16 protein-coding genes and 1 pseudogene are annotated in these 17,222 nt (G+C 71.4%); 7 read left to right on the plus strand and 10 right to left on the minus strand.

Features of this window, described 5'->3' with window-relative positions; all coding sequences use genetic code 11:
- The first annotated feature begins 66 nt into the window (after positions 1–66).
- The 4 genes from A5700_RS02220 (at position 67) to A5700_RS02235 (ending at position 4,678) form a co-directional block, all read left to right on the plus strand.
- Positions 67–2,145, plus strand: a complete 2,079-nt coding sequence (locus A5700_RS02220; protein ID WP_068069448.1) for an MMPL family transporter — start codon at positions 67–69, stop codon at positions 2,143–2,145.
- On the plus strand, positions 2,142–2,621 hold the full coding sequence (locus A5700_RS02225) for a TspO/MBR family protein (protein WP_068069487.1): 480 nt from the start codon (positions 2,142–2,144) through the stop codon (positions 2,619–2,621). The genes A5700_RS02220 and A5700_RS02225 overlap by 4 nt, the downstream gene beginning before the upstream one ends.
- A gap of 14 nt (positions 2,622–2,635) precedes the next feature.
- Positions 2,636–3,967, plus strand: a complete 1,332-nt coding sequence (locus A5700_RS02230) for a deoxyribodipyrimidine photo-lyase (protein WP_068069486.1) — start codon at positions 2,636–2,638, stop codon at positions 3,965–3,967.
- Between the two features lie 153 nt (positions 3,968–4,120).
- On the plus strand, positions 4,121–4,678 hold the full coding sequence (locus A5700_RS02235; protein WP_068069446.1) for a DUF4333 domain-containing protein: 558 nt from the start codon (positions 4,121–4,123) through the stop codon (positions 4,676–4,678).
- Here A5700_RS02235 and A5700_RS27340 read toward each other — a convergent pair.
- Both A5700_RS27340 and A5700_RS02240 read right to left on the minus strand, forming a co-directional pair.
- Positions 4,607–4,778 (minus strand): annotated as a pseudogene (locus A5700_RS27340) (gamma-glutamyl-gamma-aminobutyrate hydrolase family protein); the annotation flags it as partial. The gene A5700_RS02235 and the pseudogene A5700_RS27340 overlap by 72 nt on opposite strands.
- Before the next feature lie 6 nt (positions 4,779–4,784).
- The gene (locus A5700_RS02240) at positions 4,785–5,522 is read right to left on the minus strand and encodes an acyltransferase (protein ID WP_068069443.1); all 738 of its coding nucleotides are present in this window, start codon (positions 5,520–5,522) and stop codon (positions 4,785–4,787) included.
- Between the two features lie 78 nt (positions 5,523–5,600).
- Between A5700_RS02240 and A5700_RS02245 the strand changes: the two genes are divergently transcribed.
- Together A5700_RS02245 and A5700_RS02250 are read left to right on the plus strand one after the other, a co-directional pair.
- Complete coding sequence (locus A5700_RS02245) at positions 5,601–6,959, plus strand: PQQ-binding-like beta-propeller repeat protein (RefSeq protein ID WP_082960454.1); 1,359 nt, start codon at positions 5,601–5,603, stop codon at positions 6,957–6,959.
- 18 nt (positions 6,960–6,977) lie between these two features.
- Positions 6,978–7,355 carry a hypothetical protein gene (locus tag A5700_RS02250; protein WP_068069438.1) on the plus strand — a complete coding sequence of 126 codons (378 nt, stop codon included), beginning with the start codon at positions 6,978–6,980 and terminating at the stop codon, positions 7,353–7,355.
- A gap of 3 nt (positions 7,356–7,358) precedes the next feature.
- Here the strand turns inward: A5700_RS02250 and A5700_RS02255 are convergent, their stop codons facing one another.
- From A5700_RS02255 to ctaD, 8 genes are all read right to left on the minus strand, one after another.
- Entirely contained in the window at positions 7,359–8,057 is a 699-nt protein-coding gene (locus A5700_RS02255) for an esterase (RefSeq protein WP_068069436.1), read from the minus strand.
- Between the two features lie 73 nt (positions 8,058–8,130).
- Positions 8,131–9,330: a class I SAM-dependent methyltransferase gene (locus A5700_RS02260; protein ID WP_231973769.1), complete on the minus strand. Its 1,200-nt coding sequence runs from the start codon at positions 9,328–9,330 to the stop codon at positions 8,131–8,133.
- Positions 9,331–9,377: 47 nt separating this feature from the next.
- Positions 9,378–10,352 (minus strand): class I SAM-dependent methyltransferase, encoded by a 975-nt coding sequence (locus A5700_RS02265; protein ID WP_068069435.1) that lies wholly within the window; start codon positions 10,350–10,352, stop codon positions 9,378–9,380.
- Between the two features lie 10 nt (positions 10,353–10,362).
- Positions 10,363–11,058, minus strand: coding sequence for an enoyl-CoA hydratase (locus A5700_RS02270; protein WP_369828206.1), 696 nt, complete (start codon positions 11,056–11,058; stop codon positions 10,363–10,365).
- Positions 11,059–11,123: 65 nt separating this feature from the next.
- A complete protein-coding gene (locus A5700_RS02275; RefSeq protein WP_068069432.1) occupies positions 11,124–11,966 on the minus strand; it encodes an NUDIX hydrolase in 843 nt (280 codons plus the stop codon).
- Positions 11,963–12,841, minus strand: a complete 879-nt coding sequence (locus A5700_RS02280) for an ABC transporter ATP-binding protein (protein WP_156671040.1) — start codon at positions 12,839–12,841, stop codon at positions 11,963–11,965. The genes A5700_RS02275 and A5700_RS02280 overlap by 4 nt, the downstream gene beginning before the upstream one ends.
- Positions 12,842–12,843: 2 nt before the next feature.
- A complete protein-coding gene (gene serB, locus A5700_RS02285) occupies positions 12,844–14,082 on the minus strand; it encodes a phosphoserine phosphatase SerB (RefSeq protein WP_068069429.1) in 1,239 nt (412 codons plus the stop codon).
- Positions 14,083–14,097: 15 nt separating this feature from the next.
- The gene (gene ctaD, locus A5700_RS02290; RefSeq protein WP_068069482.1) at positions 14,098–15,858 is read right to left on the minus strand and encodes a cytochrome c oxidase subunit I; all 1,761 of its coding nucleotides are present in this window, start codon (positions 15,856–15,858) and stop codon (positions 14,098–14,100) included.
- 176 nt (positions 15,859–16,034) lie between these two features.
- On the opposite strand from ctaD, the gene A5700_RS02295 reads away from it, so the two are divergent.
- Complete coding sequence (locus A5700_RS02295; RefSeq protein ID WP_068204401.1) at positions 16,035–17,141, plus strand: iron-siderophore ABC transporter substrate-binding protein; 1,107 nt, start codon at positions 16,035–16,037, stop codon at positions 17,139–17,141.
- The last annotated feature ends 81 nt before the right edge of the window (positions 17,142–17,222 follow it).

Genomic DNA, 17,222 nt, shown 5'->3' on the forward strand with positions numbered 1-17,222 from the left:
TCGACCGGATCGTTCCTCACCATCATTTCAGTTGATTAATGATTAACAAACTGAAATGCTCGATGGGTGGTCTGGGAACGCGTGGCCGCCGCGGTGACGCGCCGGCAAGGGGTGGTTTTCGGGTTGGCGACCGTCGCGGTGGGTATCGCCGTCATGGTGCTCATCGGTGCAAATCCGGCGGCCGGGCAGGCGCCGATGCCCCTGCCCCCCGCGTCGCAGTCGGCGCGGGCGGATGCGCTGGCGGCCCGGTTTCCCGGCGCCGACCGCGTGCCGTTGATCGTGGTAGTCAGCCGGGCCGACGGCGCCGCGCTCACGCCGTCCGACGTCGCCGCCGCGCGGGCCGCGTCCGACCGGGCGAGTGCCGCCGCGGCGGGTCACGCCGAGTCGGGTGCCGCCCCGCCGGTGGTGTCCGGTGACGGCACCGCGGCCCTCGGCGTGGTGCCGCTGGGGGGCGATCTGTCGGGGTTGGCGCTGTCCGACGCCGTGATCGCGGTGCGTGCCGCCGCGACCGCGGGGGCGCCCCCCGAACTGCGCGTGCACGTCACCGGCGGCCCCGCGTTCGGCGCCGACATCGCCAATGCGTTCGCCGGCGCCAATGTCACCCTGCTGGTGGTGACGGCGTCCGTGGTGGCGCTGCTGCTGGTCGCGACCTACCGTTCGCCGGTGCTGTGGCTGGCGCCGTTGCTGGTGATCGGCTTCGCCGATCGGGTCGCCGCCGCGGTGGGCACCGGCCTAGCGTCGGTGACCGGCCTCGCCTTCGACGGGGCGACGTCGGGCATCACCAGCGTCCTGGTGTTCGGCGCGGGAACCAACTATGCGCTGCTGCTGATCTCGCGCTACCGCCAGGAACTGCGCGCCCAGCCCGAGCATCGCGTCGCCCTGCGCCGCGCCGTGCGCCGGGCCGGGCCGGCAATCGTTGCCAGCAACGCCACCGTCGTGCTGGCCCTGCTCACGCTGCTCTGCGCGGACACGCCCAGCACGCGCAGCCTGGGTGCGTCGGGCGCCTGCGGGCTGGTGATCGCCGCGGTGGCCGTGCTGGTGGTGTTGCCGCCGCTGCTGGCCGTATGCGGGCGCCGACTGTTCTGGCCCTTCATCCCGCACTGCGGCGCCGACGCGGGCGTCGGTGGCGGCTGGCACCGCGTCGGGGACGGGGTGGCGCGCCGTCCGGGCCTGGTGGCCGCGGCGTCCATCGCGACCCTGGCCGCCCTCGCCGGTGGGCTGTGGGGCACCCGGATCGGCTTGTCACAGACCGAGCAGTTCCGGGTCCGGGCGGATTCGGTGGCCGGCTATCAGGTCGTGGCCGCCCACTTCCCGCCGGGCTTGACCAACCCCACGCTCGTCGTCGGGCCCACCGATCGGGCCGCGCGGGTGCGCCAAGCCATCGGCGCCACCCCCGGGGTGGTGTCGGTGAGCGCTGCGGCGGATTCGCCGTCCGGGCTGACGAAGTGGTCGGTGGTGACCGATGCGCCGCCGGCATCGGCGGCGGCGTTCACTACCGTTGCGGCGCTTCGTCATTCGGCCGGGCCCGATGCCTTGGTCGGTGGTGCCGACGCGCGCGCACTGGACATCCGCGATGCCGCCGCGCGGGACCGGCGGCTGCTGATCCCGGCGATCCTGGCGGTGATCCTGGTGGTCCTCTTCGCGCTGCTGCGCTCGGTGGTGGCGCCGCCCACTCTGCTGGCCGCCACCATCCTCGGCGCACTGGCCGCGCTAGGGGTGGGCGGCTGGACCAGCCTGCACGTCTTCGGGTTTCCCGCGCTGGACGACAGCACCCCGCTGTTCGCGTTCCTGTTCCTGGCCGCCCTCGGCGTGGACTACACGATCTTCCTGGTGACCCGGGCGCGCGAGGAAGCTGCCCTCGGATCGAACGAACCCATGGTGCAGGCCGTGTCGGCCACCGGCGGCGTGATCACCAGCGCGGGCATCGTGTTGGCCGCCGTGTTCTGCGTGCTCGGCGTGCTGCCGCTGATCGTGATGACCCAGCTGGGCATCATCGTGGGCCTCGGCATCCTGCTCGACACGTTCGTGGTGCGCACCCTGGTGATCCCCGCGCTGTTCGCGCTCATCGGTGACCGGATCTGGTGGCCCGCCCGCCCAACCAAAGCCAAAACCACGGCAGGACAGACAGATTGGAGCGCATCGTGAAGGTGTCAACAGTGGCGGCGACCGGTGCGGCGGTGGCCGCCGCCGCGGGCATCGGCAGCGTCGCCAGCGCCAAGGGCATGACCGGCTGGTATGCGCGGCTGCGCAAGCCGCCCTATCAGCCCCCCGGGGCAGCCTTTCCCGTCGTCTGGACCGCGCTGTACACCGACATCGCGGCCACCTCCGCGGTGGCTCTCGACCGGTTGCGCGCGGCGGGACAGCACGATCAGGCCAACCGCTACGCCGCGGCCCTCGGCGTCAACCTGGCCCTCAACGCCGGGTGGACCTGGGTGTTCTTCCGCTATCACAAACTCGGCGCCGCGGCCCTGGGCGCCGTGGTACTGACCGCGAGCAGCGCCGACCTCACCCGACGAGCCGCGCAGGCCGACGAGGCCGCAGCCGCCGCGCTGACACCGTACCCCCTGTGGTGCGCCTTCGCGACCGTCCTGTCGACCCACATCTGGTGGCTCAACCGCTGAAGGGGGACCCAAAGATGCCGACGCTGTTGTGGTTTCGCCGCGATCTGCGGCTGCGCGACCATCCGGCCCTGATCGCCGCCGCCGAGGCGGATGGCGACGTGTTGGCCTGCTTCGTGCTGGACCCGCGGCTGGAGGCGTCGTCGGGTCCGCGCCGGTTGCAGTACCTGGGCAACGCGCTGCGGCAGCTGCGCGACGACCTCGACGGGCGGCTGCTGGTGGCGCGGGGCCGGCCCGAGAAGCTGATCCCCGCCCTCGCCGAGGACGTCGGTGCGGCGTCGGTACACGTCACTGAGGACTTTGCGCCGTACGGGATGCGCCGCGACCAACGGGTCCGCGCGGCACTCGGCTCGGTGCCGCTGGTCGCAACGGGGTCGCCGTACCTGGTCTGCCCCGGCCGCGTCACGAAGAAGGACGACACGCCGTATCAGGTGTTCACGCCGTTCCTGCGGCAGTGGCGCGAGATCGGCTGGCCGAAACCGGCAAAGTCGGGACCGAAGTCGGCGCGCTGGCTGGACCCCGCGCAGTCCAGCGTCAGCCGCTGCGACATTCCGGACCCCGGCGCCGACCTCGACATCGCGGTGGGCGAGACGGCCGCGCACCGAGCGTGGAAGTTGTTCGTGGACAACGGATTGAAGAACTACGCCGAGGAGCGCAACCGCCCCGACCTGCACGGCACCAGCCGGATGTCGGCGCACCTGAAATTCGGCTCCGTCCACCCCCGCACCCTGGCGGCCGACCTCAACCTGCGGGGCGCCGGTGCGCAGGCGTATTTGCGGGAGTTGGCGTTTCGCGACTTCTACGCCGACGTGCTGCACCATTGGCCCGCCAGCGTCTGGAACAACTGGAACAGCCAGTTCGACGGCATCCAGACCGACAGCGGCGCGGACGCCACCCGCCGCTTCGAGGCGTGGAAGGCCGGCGAGACCGGGTTTCCCTTCGTCGACGCCGGGATGCGCCAGCTCCGCGACTCGGGGTTCATGCACAACCGGGTGCGGATGATCGTCGCGTCCTTCCTCGTCAAGGACCTGCACCTGCCGTGGCAGTGGGGCGCGGAGTGGTTTCTCGCTCAGCTGGTGGACGGCGACATGGCCAACAACCAGCACGGGTGGCAGTGGTGCGCCGGGTCGGGCACCGACGCGGCGCCCTACTTCCGCATCTTCAACCCGGTCACGCAGGGCGAGAAGTTCGATCCCGACGGCAGCTACATTCGGCGCTGGGTGCCCGAACTGCGCGACGCCGACGACGCGCACCTGCGCAAGGGGCAACGCCCACAGGGCTACCCCGACCCGATCGTCGACCACGGCACCGAGCGCGCCGAGGCGCTGCGCCGCTACCAGAACCTCTGAGCGATCGCACCGAGTGGGCCAACGGTGCTGATGGGACGCGTGGTGCTGGGACGGCGCGGCTTGGGTGAATCTTCGCCCAATCGCTTCCCGGCCAGCGAACTGGCATGCAATTATCAGCCAGCTCACAGTTACTCAGCCGTTCGGGAGGCGCTCATGACACGCTCGCTCGCCAGGACCCTGTTCATCTCGGGCGCCGCGGCCGGCCTGCTGGCCGGTGTCGGCGCATGTTCGTGCTCGGTCGGTTCAAAGTCGTCACACGCGGTCAGCAAGGGTGACGTCGCCAGCCAGATCACCGCCAAGATGACCGACGCCGCGGGTAACAAGCCGGAGTCGGTGAGCTGCCCGGAGGACCTGCCGGCGACGGTCGGCGCCCAGATCAACTGCGACATGAAGGTCCAGAACCAGCCCTTCAACGTCAACGTCACCGTCACCAGCGTCGACGGCAGCGACGTCAAATTCAACATGGTCGAGACCGTCGACAAGAACCAGGTCGCGCGCGTGATCAGCGACCAGCTGTCCCAGAAGGTCGGCAAGGCGCCCGACGCCGTGACCTGCCCGGACAACCTGAAAGGCGTCGTGGGAGCGACGTTGCGGTGTGAGCTGATCGACGGGGTCAACAAGTACGGGGTGCAGGTGGTCGTCACCAACATCGTCGGCGGCGACGTGAAGTTCAACCTCAAGGTCGACGACCAGCCGGAGCCCGCCGCCTAGCGGTGATCGCAAGCGCGGCGAAGCCGGGCGCCGCGGGTCACCGCCGGAAAGCTAGCGGTGATCGCAAGCGCGGCGAAGCCGGGCGCGGCGGGTCACCGCCGGAAAGCTAGCGCGCCGCCTTCTTGCGCTCGATGTCGGCCAGCGCGGCCGCCAGCTCGGCGCGCTGCGCGGCGGAGCTCTCCCAGGCCAGCTGGCGGTTCTTGACCACCTTGGCCGGGGCGCCGACCGCGATGGAGTAGTCGGGAACCACGCCGCGGACCACCGCGTGGGAGCCCAGCACGCAGCCGCGCCCGACGGACGTGCCGCGCAGCACCGTCACCTTGACGCCCACCCAGGTGTCCGGGCCGATCCGGACCGGGGACTTGACGATGCCCTGATCCTTGATCGGCAGCGTGATGTCGTCCATCCGGTGGTCGAAATCGCAGACGTAGCACCAGTCGGCCATCAGCACCGAGTCGCCGAGCTCGATGTCGAGGTAGGCGTTGATCACGTTGTCGCGGCCCAGCACCACCTTGTCGCCGAACCGCAGCGAGCCCTCGTGCGCGCGGATGGTGTTCTTGTCGCCGATGTGCACCCAGCGGCCGATCTCGAGCTGCGCCAGTTCCGGCGTCGCGTGGATCTCGACGTTCTTGCCGAGGAACACCATGCCGCGGGTGATGATGTGCGGGTTGGCCAGCTTGAACTTCAGCAGCCGCCAGTAGCGCACCAGATACCAAGGGGTGTACGCGCGGTGGGCAAACACCCACCGCAGCGAGGCCAGCGTGAGGAACTTGGCCTGGCGGGGGTCCCGCAGGTTCGATCCCCGCCAACGGCGATGGATCGGGGCGCCCCACATGCTCGTCATGGCCGCACAGCCTAACGCGGTCAATCAGCGGCGCGCGAACCGCCACGGGTTACCCTCACCTGTACTCGATTGCCGCCCATGCCGACGTCCGCGGAAAGGATCTGGGGAACCCAAGTGCTTGCCCGACACGTCGTCAGTGGGCTCCGGCGTTCGTCATCGGCACTGCTCGTGGCCACGCTCGCGGCCGTCGTCGGCGCGTGCGGCAACACCGACTCGTGGGTCGACGCGGCGCCGGCCGCCGGCTGGGCCGCCCAATACGCCGACGCCGCCAACAGCAGCTACACCGCCACCGGCGGCGCCGCCAAGCTGGCGCTGCAGTGGACCCGATCGGTGAAGGGCACCCTGGCGGCCGGCCCGGCGCTCAGCGGCCGCGGGTACGTCGCGCTCAACGCGCAGACGTCGGCGGGCTGCTCGCTGATGGAGTGGGAGAACGACGACCGCGGCCGGCAACGCTGGTGCGTGCGGCTGTTCCAGGGCGGCGGCGTCGGCGGCCCCCTGTTCGACGGCTTCGACAACCTGTATGTGGGCCAGCCGGGGGCGTTCCTGTCGTTCCCGGTGACGCAGTGGACCCGGTGGCGCCAACCGGTGATCGGCATGCCCGCCACGCCCCGCTTCCTCGGCCACGGCCAGCTGCTGGTCGCCACCCACCTCGGGCAGGTGCTGGTCTTCGAGGCCCACCGCGGGGACGTCATCGGCAGCCCGCTCGACCTGGTGGAGGGCGTCGACCCCACCGACGCGACCCGCGGCCTGGCCGACTGCGCGCCCGCCCGCCAGGGCTGCCCGGTGGCGGCGGCCCCCGCGTTCTCCGCGGCCACCGGGATGGTGGTGGTCGGTGTCTGGCAGCCGGGCGCCCCGACCGCCGGGCTGGTGGGCCTGAAGTATCACCCCGGGCAGACGCCGCTGCTGTCCCGCGAATGGACCAGCGACGCGGTGCCCGACGGTGTCATCGCCAGCCCGGTGCTGTCGGCCGACGGGTCGACCATCTACGTCAACGGCCGTGACCAGCGGCTGTGGGCGCTGCACGCCGCGGACGGCAAGGTGAAATGGTCGGTGCCGCTGGGGTTTCTGGCCCAGACGCCGCCCACCGTCAGCCCGCAGGGCCTGATCGTCGCCGGCGGCGGGCCCGACACCCGGCTGGTGGCCGTCAAGGACGCCGGTGATCACGCCGACCCGGCGTGGCGCCGCGACGACGTCACTCCCCTGTCGTCGTCGAGCCTCGCCGGCCCCGGTGTCGGCTACACGGTGGCCAGCGGGCCGTCGGCCAACGGCGCGCCCGGGATGTCGGTGCTGGTGTTCGACCCCGGCACCGGTCGCACCCAGAACAGCTACCCGCTGCCGGCGGCGACCGGTTATCCCCTCGGCGTCTCCGTGGGCGCCGACCGGCGCATCGTGACCGCTACCAGCGACGGCCAGGTTTACGGTTTCGCCCCGGCCTGACCCGGCCATACTCTCTGGATGCCCCGAGACGACTCCGCGCCGGCGTCCCCGGCCGACCCCACCCCGCGGCATAAGGCGGCCGGCACCGCGGCGACCCTGGTCTTGCTGGTCCTGCACGCCTGCCTGTACGGGGTCAGCCTGTTGGTGGTGGGCCTGCTGGTCATGGTCACCGACCCGTGCGGCTATCAGAAGTGCGGCGATCCCGCGTGGCTCAACCGGGCCATGACCCTGCAGTCCTGGGGCGGCGGGGTGTTGCTCCTGGTCGACGTCGTCGCCGCCTGCTACCTGCTGGCCAAGCGCCGGCGCGCGTTCGTCGTCCCGATCGTCGGGTGCCTGGCCCAGGTGGTGCTGACGGTCGCCGCGGTCGCGATGGAATTCCAGGCCGGACCCGTCTGAGCCTCAGACGGCCAGCGGCGGGAGGGCGCTGCGCGCCACCTGCGCCTGAACGGGACCCGCGAACGCCGGCAGCATCTCACCGGGCGCGAAGTAGAAGATCAGCTGGTCGTCGGTGATGGCGAAGTTCTGATAGTGCGTCGGGTCAAGCCCGGTCGACGGCAGAATGGCCGCCGCTAGCGGGCTTTGGCGTTCCAGATCGCGCTGCACGAGCGGGAAGATGGCGTCCAGCGGCGGCCCGGCCGGCCCGAACAGGGTGTCGAGGGTGATCGGCTGCTTGCTGCCGAGGTTGTAGTTGAACGCCTTCCACCAGATCGACGTGTGGGACCCGCCGACGTCCTGGAAGAACTTGAGCACCACGCTGCGGGTGTTGTGCGGGGGCTGACCGGCGGTGTGCTGCTCGGTGGTGCCCTCGAGCTGATAGGGCTGATCACGGCCCCCGGAGCTCTGCGCGACGCTGACGAACCCGTCCCGGTTCTGGGTGACGTAGTCGATGAGTGCCTGCTCGTCGGGATAGTCGGCCGGGAACACGATGTTGAGGGTGTAGGTGGGGCCGGTGGCGTGCAGGTGGCAGAGCTGGCCGGCCTCGACGGTGCCGCCGGCGCACGCCGGCGCTGCCGGCGGGGGCGGCGGCGGTGCCGCGGCGGCCGGCCAGGCCAGCAGGATCACCGGTGCGAGCAGCGCAGCGGCTCTCAGGAAACGCATGTGTCGAAGGTGTCCTCGCAAGACGCGCCGGGGTGGCGACTCTCAGAATTGGGCTTCGCCAGCGTACCCGGCGCTAGCGGGACGGCCGGCAGACGAACGCGGTCGCGCGGCCCGCGGCCCCCGCGCCGATGCGGGTGACGACAACGGACAGCGGCTGATGCCCGCGTAACCGCATCCGGCGCCGCACCGCGTCGGGGTCCAGCCGCACGCCGCGAACCAGCACCTCCAGGGCACCGCAGTCCCGCGCGGCGAGGGCCTGGCGCAGGCGTCGCTCGTCGAACGGCAGCTGCTCGAGCACCTCGAAACCCCGCACCCCGGGCGGCAGCCGGTCCCCGGACAGGTAGGCGATGTCGGGGTCCAGTTGCCACAGCCCGTGCCGCGCGGCGTACTGGCGCACCAGCCCGGCCCGCACCACGGCGCCGTCGGGGTCGACGATCCACCGGCCGGCCGGGCGCGCCGGGCAGTCGTCGGGGTCGGCGTCGGTCAGCTGCTCGCCGCGGTCGAGCACGCTCGCGCGGCGGCGGACACCCGGCTCGGCCAACCCGCCCGACCAGCCGCACGCCTCGCGCACTGAACCGCCGTAGGACGTCACCTCGACCTCGCCCTCGAAACCGAGGCGGCGCAGCTCGTCGAAATCGATTCCGGGAGCGCACTTCACGACGAGGTCACGGCCGCGGTAGCAGTCGAACAGCGGGGCCAGGCCGGGCCGGTAGTCGGCCGGATCGAACCGGCGACGCCCCCCGACGCGACGGGCGGGGTCGGCGACGACGACCGAATCGCGGGTCACCGGGCGCAGCGCGTCGGCGCGGCAGAAGACCGCGCCCACGCCCACGTTGTGGGCCGCCATCGCCACGCGCACCGCGTCGACGTCGCTGCCCACCGCGCGGACGCCCGCCGCCCGCAGCGCGGCGACCTCGGTGCCGATCGAGCACGTCACGTCGTGCACCGGGCGGCCGGTGGCCGCCAGCCGGCGGGCCCGGTGCAAGGCCACCGGCGCGGCGGTGGCCTGCTGCAGCGCCTCGTCGGTAAACAGCCAGGTCTGGACGTCGCCGAGCCGGCCCAGCTTGTCGGCGGCCCGCCGACGCAGCAGCGTGGTCTGCACCAATGCGGCCGCCCGGTCACCGAAGCGGGACCGCGCCGTCGCGACGTCGGCGACCCGGGTGGCGTCGGTGAGGGCCAATTCGGCCACCGCCGTCAACGCCGCGAGGCCCGGCTCCGACCGCAGGTAGCCGACGTCGTCGAGGGAGAATTCGATGGCCCGGCTCCTCCCCACGCCGCTGCGCGGCCCGCGTCGTCACCGCGCGGACTCGCCCGGCGTGCTCAGGCGGGTTTCACCCCGGTGACCATGACGTTGTAGAACCAGCCCTTAGGCACAACCCGCCGCCACACGTTGGCGTCCACCCAGCTCAGCGCCTTCCAGCCGTTGAACGCGAACTTCGCCCAGCCCCAGCCCAGCCGTCCCGGCGGCACCGAGGCCTCGAAGGTGCGGACCGGCCAGCCGAACATCGCGGCGGTGAACTCCTCGCTGGCGGTGCGGACCTCGACGGCGCCGGCGTTGCCGGCCATCCGCTCCAGGTCCTGCGGGGTGAAGGTGTGCAGGTCGACGATCGCCTCCAGCGCCGCGGCGCGCGAGGATTCGTCGAGCTCGGCCTGCGGCCGCCGCCAGCCGCGCAGGCCGGGCAGCCGAGTGACGTTGGTGGCGACCCGCCAGGTCAGGGTGGACAGCTCGCGGGCGTAGACGTCGCCGGCGCTGGTCGGTTCGCCGGCGAAGACGAACCGGCCGCCCGGGCGCAGCACCCGCAACACCTCACGCAGCGACAGCTCGACGTCGGGGATGTGGTGCAGCACCGCGTGCCCGACGACCAGGTCGAAGGTGTTGTCCTCGTACGGGATGCCCTCGGCGTCGGCGACCCGCCCGTCGATGTCGAGACCCAGCGACTGGCCGTTGCGGGTGGCGACCTTGACCATGCCGGGCGACAGATCCGTCACCGAGCCCCGCCGGGCGACACCCGACTGGATCAGGTTCAGCAGGAAAAACCCGGTGCCACAACCCAATTCGAGAGCCCGATCGTAGGGCAGCTCCCGCAGCACCTCGGGGGGCACGATGGCGTCGAACCGGCCCCGGGCGTAGTCGACGCAGCGCTGGTCGTAGGAGATCGACCACTTCTCGTCGTAGGTCTCGGCTTCCCAGTCGTGGTAGAGGACCTGCGCCAGCTTGGTGTCGTGCCGGGCGGCTTCGACCTGCTCGGCGGTGGCGTGTGGCGTCGGAACGGCGTCGGTGGAACTCGTCGTCATGCAGGGCAGCCTAACCGCCGCCGGGCTCCCCGTGTTCGGCGGCGGCGAACAGCTCGACGTAGCGGCGCCGCTCGGCGGCCAGCCGCTCGGCCGGTTCGGTGTCGAACAGCTCGTTGATGCCGGCCTTGGCCGCGGCCAGGGCGTGCCGCGGCCCCTCGAGGAAGCGCCGGGCCCAGGCGGCCGCGGCGTCGTAGACGTCGTCCGGGGCCACCATGTCGTCGATCAGGCCCAGCTGCAACGCCTCCTCGGAGTCGAAGAACCGCCCGCTGAACACCAGCTCCTTGGCCTTGCTCTCCCCCGCCACCCGCGTCAGGCGGGCCAGCGCCCCGGCGCCCGGCACCAGGCCGGCGAGGATCTCGGTCACCCCGAACTTGACGTTGTCCCCGCTGACCCGCCAATCGGCGGCCAACGCCAGCGTCAGGCCGGCGCCCAGCGCGTAGCCGGTGATCGCCGCGACCGTCGGCTTCGGGATCCGGGCGACGGCGTCGAACGCGTCCTGGCGCACCCGGGCCGCGGTGGCGGCCTCGTCGGCCGTCAGCGTCCGCAGTTCGGGCATGTCGTCGCCGGCGGAGAAGATCTCGTGCCCGCCGAACAGGATGACCGCGGCGACGTCGTCGCGCCGTCCCAGCTCGTCGGCGGCCGACACCAACTCCCGGTAGACCTGGCGGGTCAGCGCGTTGGTCGGCGGCCGCGACACCAGCAGCATCGCCAGCCCGGCGTCTTGCGAGCCGTCGCTCACCACGACGCTGACGAACTCGCGCGGGGGGATGCTCAATGGCGCCATCCCATGCCGCCCGACTCCCGTGCCCGGTGGTAGCGGTCGGAGTCGAAGAACTCGAACACCCAGTTGTCGCCCTGGATTTCCAGGTGCGGATGCACGGTCACGATCTGGCGGTCGACGGCCAGCACCTCGGCGACGGTCCGCCCGGCCAGCGAGTCCAGCTGGGTCCACGTCGGCGGCAACAGGAAGCTGCGGCCGGCCTCGAAGTCGTCGAGCGCCGCGCGCGGGGTCGCCCAGCCGGCCCGGTCCGACTCGGTGTTCTCCCCGTCGGCGCGCTGCCCCTGGGGCAGGGCTGCGACGAAAAAGTAGGTGTCGTAGCGGCGGGTCCGTTCGGCCTCGGGGGTGACCCAGTTGGCCCACGGGCGCAGCAGGTCCGACCGCAGTTCCAGGTTTTCGCGGCGCAGGAAGTCGGCAAACGACAGCGTCCCGTCGGCCAGCGCCTGCCGAGCCTCCCGGTACACCGAGGCGTCGCCGACGATGCTGTTCGGGGCCGAAACGGCCTGGCCGGCCGGCCCGGCGAACAGCACCCCGGACTCCTCGAAGGTCTCGCGGGCGGCCGCGCACACCAGCGCCTCGGCCAGGTCGGGCTCGATGCCGAAGCGCTGCGCCCACCAGGACGGCGGCGGGCCGGCCCACGCGCCCAGCCCGCTCAGGCCGGCGTCGCGGTCGCGGTCGTCGACGCCGCCCCCGGGGAAGACCATGACTCCCGCGGCGAACTCCATCTTCGAGTGCCGCCGCATCAGGAACACATCCAGGCCCGCCAAACCGTCGCGGACCAGCATCACCGTGGCGGCGGGCCGCGGGACCAGCGGCGGTGGCTCGGGTGCGGTCATAGATGCCTCCGGTGAGCGGCGCGGGTGCGGACGCGCCTCGCGAAATAGCGTCCGTCGATGACGTCGAGCGCGATCGCTTGACCGAACGCGGTGGACAGGTTCTCGGCGGTGAGCACGTCGGTCAGCAACCCCGCCGCCACCGCCTGCCCCTCCGACAGCAGCAGGCAGTGGCTGAAGCCCGGCGGGATCTCCTCGACGTGATGCGTCACCAGGACCAGGGCGGGCGAGTCGGGGTCGGCCGCCAGGTCCGCCAGCCGCGCCACCAGCTCCTCGCGCCCGCCCAGGTCCAGGCCGGCGGCGGGCTCATCGAGCAGCAGCAGTTCCGGGTCGGTCATCAACGCCCGCGCGATCAGCACCCGCTTGCGTTCGCCCTCGGACAGGGTGCCGTAGGTGCGGTCGGCAAGGTGTTCGGCGCCAAGGCTTTCCAACATGTCGACCGCCCGGCGGTAGTCGACCTCCTCGTAGCGCTCGCGCCAGCGGCCCAGCACGGCGTAACCCGCCGACACCACCAGGTCGCGCACCACCTCGTCGGTGGGTATGCGCTGCGCCAGGGACGACGAGCTGAGGCCGATCCGGGCGCGCAGCTCCGAGACGTCGACGCGGCCCAGCCGTTCCCCCAGGACGTAGGCGACGCCGGTGGTCGGGTGTTCGGCAGCGGCGGCCAGGCGCAGCAACGAGGTTTTGCCGGCCCCGTTGGGACCGATGATGACCCAGCGTTCGTCGAGTTCGACCGACCAGTCCAAGGGGCCGACGAGGACGTTGTCGCCGCGCCGCAGCGACACCCCGCGCAGGTCTATCAGCAGGTCCTGATCGGCCGGCTCGTCGATCGGGTCGGCTCCGTTTTCGGGCACCCGACCATCGTGCCGTACCGGGATCGCTACTCCTCGAGCGGGATCTCCACCCGGCGAACCTCGCCGTCGACCGCGTCGGCGGCCTCGATCTCACCGCGCGTCACGCCCAGCAGGAACAGCACCGTGTCCAGGTACGGACTGCTCAGCGACGCGTCGGCGACCGCCCGCAGCGCGGGCTTGGCGTTGAACGCCACCCCCAGCCCCGCGGCGGCCAGCATGTCGATGTCGTTGGCGCCGTCGCCGACGGCCACGGTCTGCGCCATCGGCACCCCGGCCTGTTGCGCGAATTCCCGCAGCGCCGCGGCCTTTCCGGGCCGGTCGACGATGGGCCCGATCACCCGGCCGGTCAGGACGCCGTCGACGATCTCCAGCTCGTTGGCGGCGACGTAGTCGAGCATCAGCTCCTCGGCCAGCGGCTCGATGATCTTGCGGAAGCCCCCGGAGACCACCCCGCAGTGAAAACCCAAGCGCCGCAACGTCCGCAGCGTGGTGCGGGCGCCGGGCATCAGCTCCAGCTGCTCGGCCACCTCGTCGACCACGCTGGCGGGCAGTCCCGCCAGGGTCGCCACCCGCTGGTGCAGCGACTCCGCGAAGTCCAGCTCGCCGCGCATGGCCGCCTCGGTGATCGCCGCGACCTGTCCCTCGGCACCGGCCCGCGCCGCGAGCATCTCGATGACCTCGCCCTGCACCAAGGTCGAATCCACGTCGAACACGATGAGCCGCTTGGCCCGCCGCTCCAGGCTGTAATCCTCGACGGCCACGTCGACGCCCTCGTTGGACGACACCGTGTTCAGCGCGGTGCGCAGGGCCGCGTCGGCGCCCGGCGGCACCGAGACCCGCAGCTCCAGGCCGGTCACCGGGTAGTCCGAGACGCCGCGGATCAGGTCGATGTTCACGCCCAGCGCCGCCACCTCGCGGGCGACCGCACCGAAGGCGCCGGCGGCGATCGGGCGGCCCAGCACGAAAATGGTGTGCGTCGACGGCTGCCGGATCACCGGCACGTCGTCGCTGCGTTCGATGGTGACGTCGAGCCCCACCGCATGGATCGCGTCCTCGACGGCGTCACCGAGCACGATGCTCTCGGCGACGGCCGGCGGGCAGCACAGCAGCACCCCCAGCGTCAGGCGACCGCGGATGACCACCTGCTCGACGTTGAGGAGCTCGATTCCGTGCCCGGACAGCGCGTCGAAGAGCGCCGACGTCACGCCAGGCTGGTCCACGCCGGTGACGGTGATGAGCACCGACACCTTCTGCGGGGAGTTCACCCGCGGCAGCCGCCGCTACTGGTCATGAGTCGCGCGGTCCGGCTCGGTCCGGGGGCCGAATCCCTTCGGCGACTCGAGAGCCGTGGCGTGCCGGCCCACGTGCGCCTCGGCACGCATCCGGTCCACCATGTGCGGGTAGTGCAGCTCGAACGCCGGCCGCTCGGAACGGATCCGGGGCAGCTCGGTGAAGTTGTGCCGCGGCGGCGGGCAACTCGTCGCCCACTCCAGCGAGTTGCCGTAACCCCACGGGTCGTCGACGGTCACGACCTCGCCGTAGCGCCAGCTCTTGAACACGTTCCACACGAACGGGAACATCGACGCGCCCAGAATGAAGGCACCGACGGTCGAGACGATGTTGTAGGGCTGGAAGCCGTCGCTGGGCAGGTAGTCGGCGTAGCGGCGCGGCATGCCGAGGTCGCCCAGCCAGTGCTGCACCAGGAAGGTGGTGTGGAAGCCGATGAAGGTCAGCCAGAAGTGCAGCTTGCCCAGCCGCTCGTCGAGCAGCCGCCCGGTCATCTTCGGGAACCAGAAGTAGATGCCGGCGTAGGTGGCGAACACGATGGTGCCGAACAGCACGTAGTGGAAGTGCGCCACCACGAAGTAGCTGTCGGTGACGTGGAAGTCCAGCGGCGGGCTGGCCAGCAGCACGCCCGTCAGGCCGCCGAGCAGGAACGTGATGAGGAACCCGACCGAGAACAGCATCGGCGTCTCGAAGGTCAACTGCCCCTTCCACATCGTGCCGATCCAGTTGAAGAATTTGATGCCGGTGGGCACCGCGATCAGGTAGGTCATGAACGAGAAGAACGGCAGCAGCACGGCGCCGGTGGCGAACATGTGGTGCGCCCACACCGCGACCGACAGCGCGGCGATCGACAGCGTCGCGTACACCAGCGTGGTGTAGCCGAAGATCGGCTTGCGGGAGAACACCGGGAAGATCTCGGTGACGATGCCGAAGAACGGCAACGCGATGATGTACACCTCGGGGTGGCCGAAGAACCAGAACAGGTGCTGCCACAACAGGACCCCACCGTTGGCGGCGTCGTAGACGTGCGCGCCGAGGTGCCGGTCGGCGGCCAGGCCGAACAGCGCCGCGGTCAGGATCGGGAAGGCGATCAGCACCAGGATCGAGGTCACCAGGATGTTCCAGGTGAAGATGGGCATCCGGAACATCGTCATGCCGGGCGCCCGCATGCAGACCACGGTGGTGATCATGTTGACGGCGCCCAGGATGGTGCCCAGACCGGCGACGATCAGGCCGGTGATCCACAGGTCACCGCCCGCGCCGGGCGAGTGGACCGCGTCGGACAGCGGCGTGTAGGCGGTCCAGCCGAAGTCCGCGGCGCCACCGGGGACGATGAATCCGGCGGAGGCGATCATGCCGCCGAACAGGAACAGCCAGAACGAGAAGGCGTTGAGCCGCGGGAACGCCACGTCCGGGGCGCCGATCTGCAGCGGCAGCACCAGGTTGGCGAAACCGAACACCACCGGGGTGGCGTACAGCAGCAGCATGATCGTGCCGTGCATGGTGAACAGCTGGTTGTACTGCTCGTTCGACAGGAACTGCAGCCCGGGCGCGGCCAACTCCGTGCGCATCAGCAGCGCCATCAACCCGCCGATGAAGAAGAAGACGAAGCAGGTGACGCAGTACATGATGCCGATCAGCTTGTGATCGGTGGTGGTGATGAGTTTGTAGACCAGGTTCCCTTTGGGGCCCGTGCGGTCCGGGAACGGACGAACGGCCTCGAGTTCTCCCAAGGGGGGCGCTTCGGCTGTCAACAGCTTCTCCAAACATCCGGACGGGACGGTGGCCCAAATTCAGTGCTGAGAAGAATCTTAGCCGCCGATCCCGACGACGTCAGGGCTGGTCCTACAAACTGTCGTAAATGCGGCGACGGCGCGGCGTGTCCGTCGGCGCGGCGGCGCCGACCTGGCCGGATGTTAGCGTCGGACGCGTGCGATTCGGCGTCATTCGGCCGGCCCGGCTGTGGGCGGCCACCGCGGCGACGGCGGCGGTCGTCGCCGCCTGCAGCGGCTCCGGGACCGGCAAGCCGGGCGTCGCGGCGACGACGCCCGCGCTGGTCACGCCCACCACGCAGATCGCAGGCGCCGGGGTGCTGGGCAACGACCGCCGCCCGGACGACTCGTGCGCCCGGGACGCCGCAGCGCCCGACCCCGGCCCGCCGACCCGGCCGGCCCGCAACGCGGCGGGGGTGACCCCGGACGTCGTGCAGGTGCGGTCGGACCCGCAGCGCATCGCGGTGCTCTCCGGCGACCAGCTCGACACGCTGTGCGCCCTGGGCCTGCAGTCGCGGGTCGTCGCGGCGGCGCTGCCCGACGGCGCGTCGGGGCAGCCCGCCTACCTCGGCGGTGCGGTGCGCGGGCTGCCCGCCGCGGGCAGCCGCTCCAACCCCGACGTCAAAGCCATCGCGGCGGCGCACCCGGACCTGATCCTGGGGTCGGCGGCGCTGACGCCCACGCTGTACCCGCAGCTCGCCGCGATCGCCCCGACGGTGTTCACCGCCGCCCCCGGCGCGGCGTGGCAGGACGACATGCGCGGGGTCGGCGCCGCAACCGGGCGGGCCGGCGCCGTGGACGCGTTGCTCAACGGGTTCTCGCAACGCGCCGCCGATGTCGGCGCCCGGCACGACGCCTCGCACTTCCAGGCGTCCGTCGTGCAGTTGACCGACACCGCCATCCGCGTCTACGGAACCAACAACTTCCCGGCCAGCGTGCTGGGCGCGGTCGGCGTGGACCGCCCCGCGGCCCAGCGGTTCACCGACAAGCCCTACCTCGAGATCGCCGCCACCGACGCCGACCTCGCGAAGAACCCGGATCTGTCGGTGGCCGACGCCGACGTGGTCTTCGTCTCGTGCGCCACCCCGGCCGCAGCCGCCCGGGCCGCCGGGGTGCTGGACAGCAACCCCTGGCGCAGGCTCTCCGCCAATCGGGACAACCGGGTCTACGTCGTCAACGACGAAATCTGGCAAACCGGCGAGGGTGTCATCGCCGCCCGCGGTGTCGTCGACGACCTGCGGCTGATCAACGCCCCGATCAACTAGCGCCGCAGATCACACATCGTCCTAGGCTGGTAGGGGTACCCGACGACTGGTCGTGGGACTTTTACCTTAGCTAAACTTATT

The organism is Mycobacterium sp. E1214 (assembly GCF_001666755.1).
In the GTDB taxonomy this organism is placed as follows: domain Bacteria; phylum Actinomycetota; class Actinomycetes; order Mycobacteriales; family Mycobacteriaceae; genus Mycobacterium.

Bases quoted from the DNA above. Each gene is read 5' to 3' on its own strand.
- A5700_RS02235 (WP_068069446.1), top strand. From the start codon at position 4,121: ATGACACGCTCGCTCGCCAGGACCCTGTTCATCTCGGGCGCCGCGGCC.
- A5700_RS02255 (WP_068069436.1), bottom strand. From the start codon at position 8,057: ATGCGTTTCCTGAGAGCCGCTGCGCTGCTCGCACCGGTGATCCTGCTG.
- A5700_RS02245 (WP_082960454.1), top strand. From the start codon at position 5,601: ATGCCGACGTCCGCGGAAAGGATCTGGGGAACCCAAGTGCTTGCCCGA.
- A5700_RS02270 (WP_369828206.1), bottom strand. From the start codon at position 11,058: ATGCTGCTGGTGTCGCGGCCGCCGACCAACGCGCTGACCCGCCAGGTC.
- A5700_RS02240 (WP_068069443.1), bottom strand. From the start codon at position 5,522: ATGACGAGCATGTGGGGCGCCCCGATCCATCGCCGTTGGCGGGGATCG.
- A5700_RS02230 (WP_068069486.1), top strand. From the start codon at position 2,636: ATGCCGACGCTGTTGTGGTTTCGCCGCGATCTGCGGCTGCGCGACCAT.
- A5700_RS02275 (WP_068069432.1), bottom strand. From the start codon at position 11,966: ATGACCGCACCCGAGCCACCGCCGCTGGTCCCGCGGCCCGCCGCCACG.
- A5700_RS02250 (WP_068069438.1), top strand. From the start codon at position 6,978: ATGCCCCGAGACGACTCCGCGCCGGCGTCCCCGGCCGACCCCACCCCG.
- A5700_RS02265 (WP_068069435.1), bottom strand. From the start codon at position 10,352: ATGACGACGAGTTCCACCGACGCCGTTCCGACGCCACACGCCACCGCC.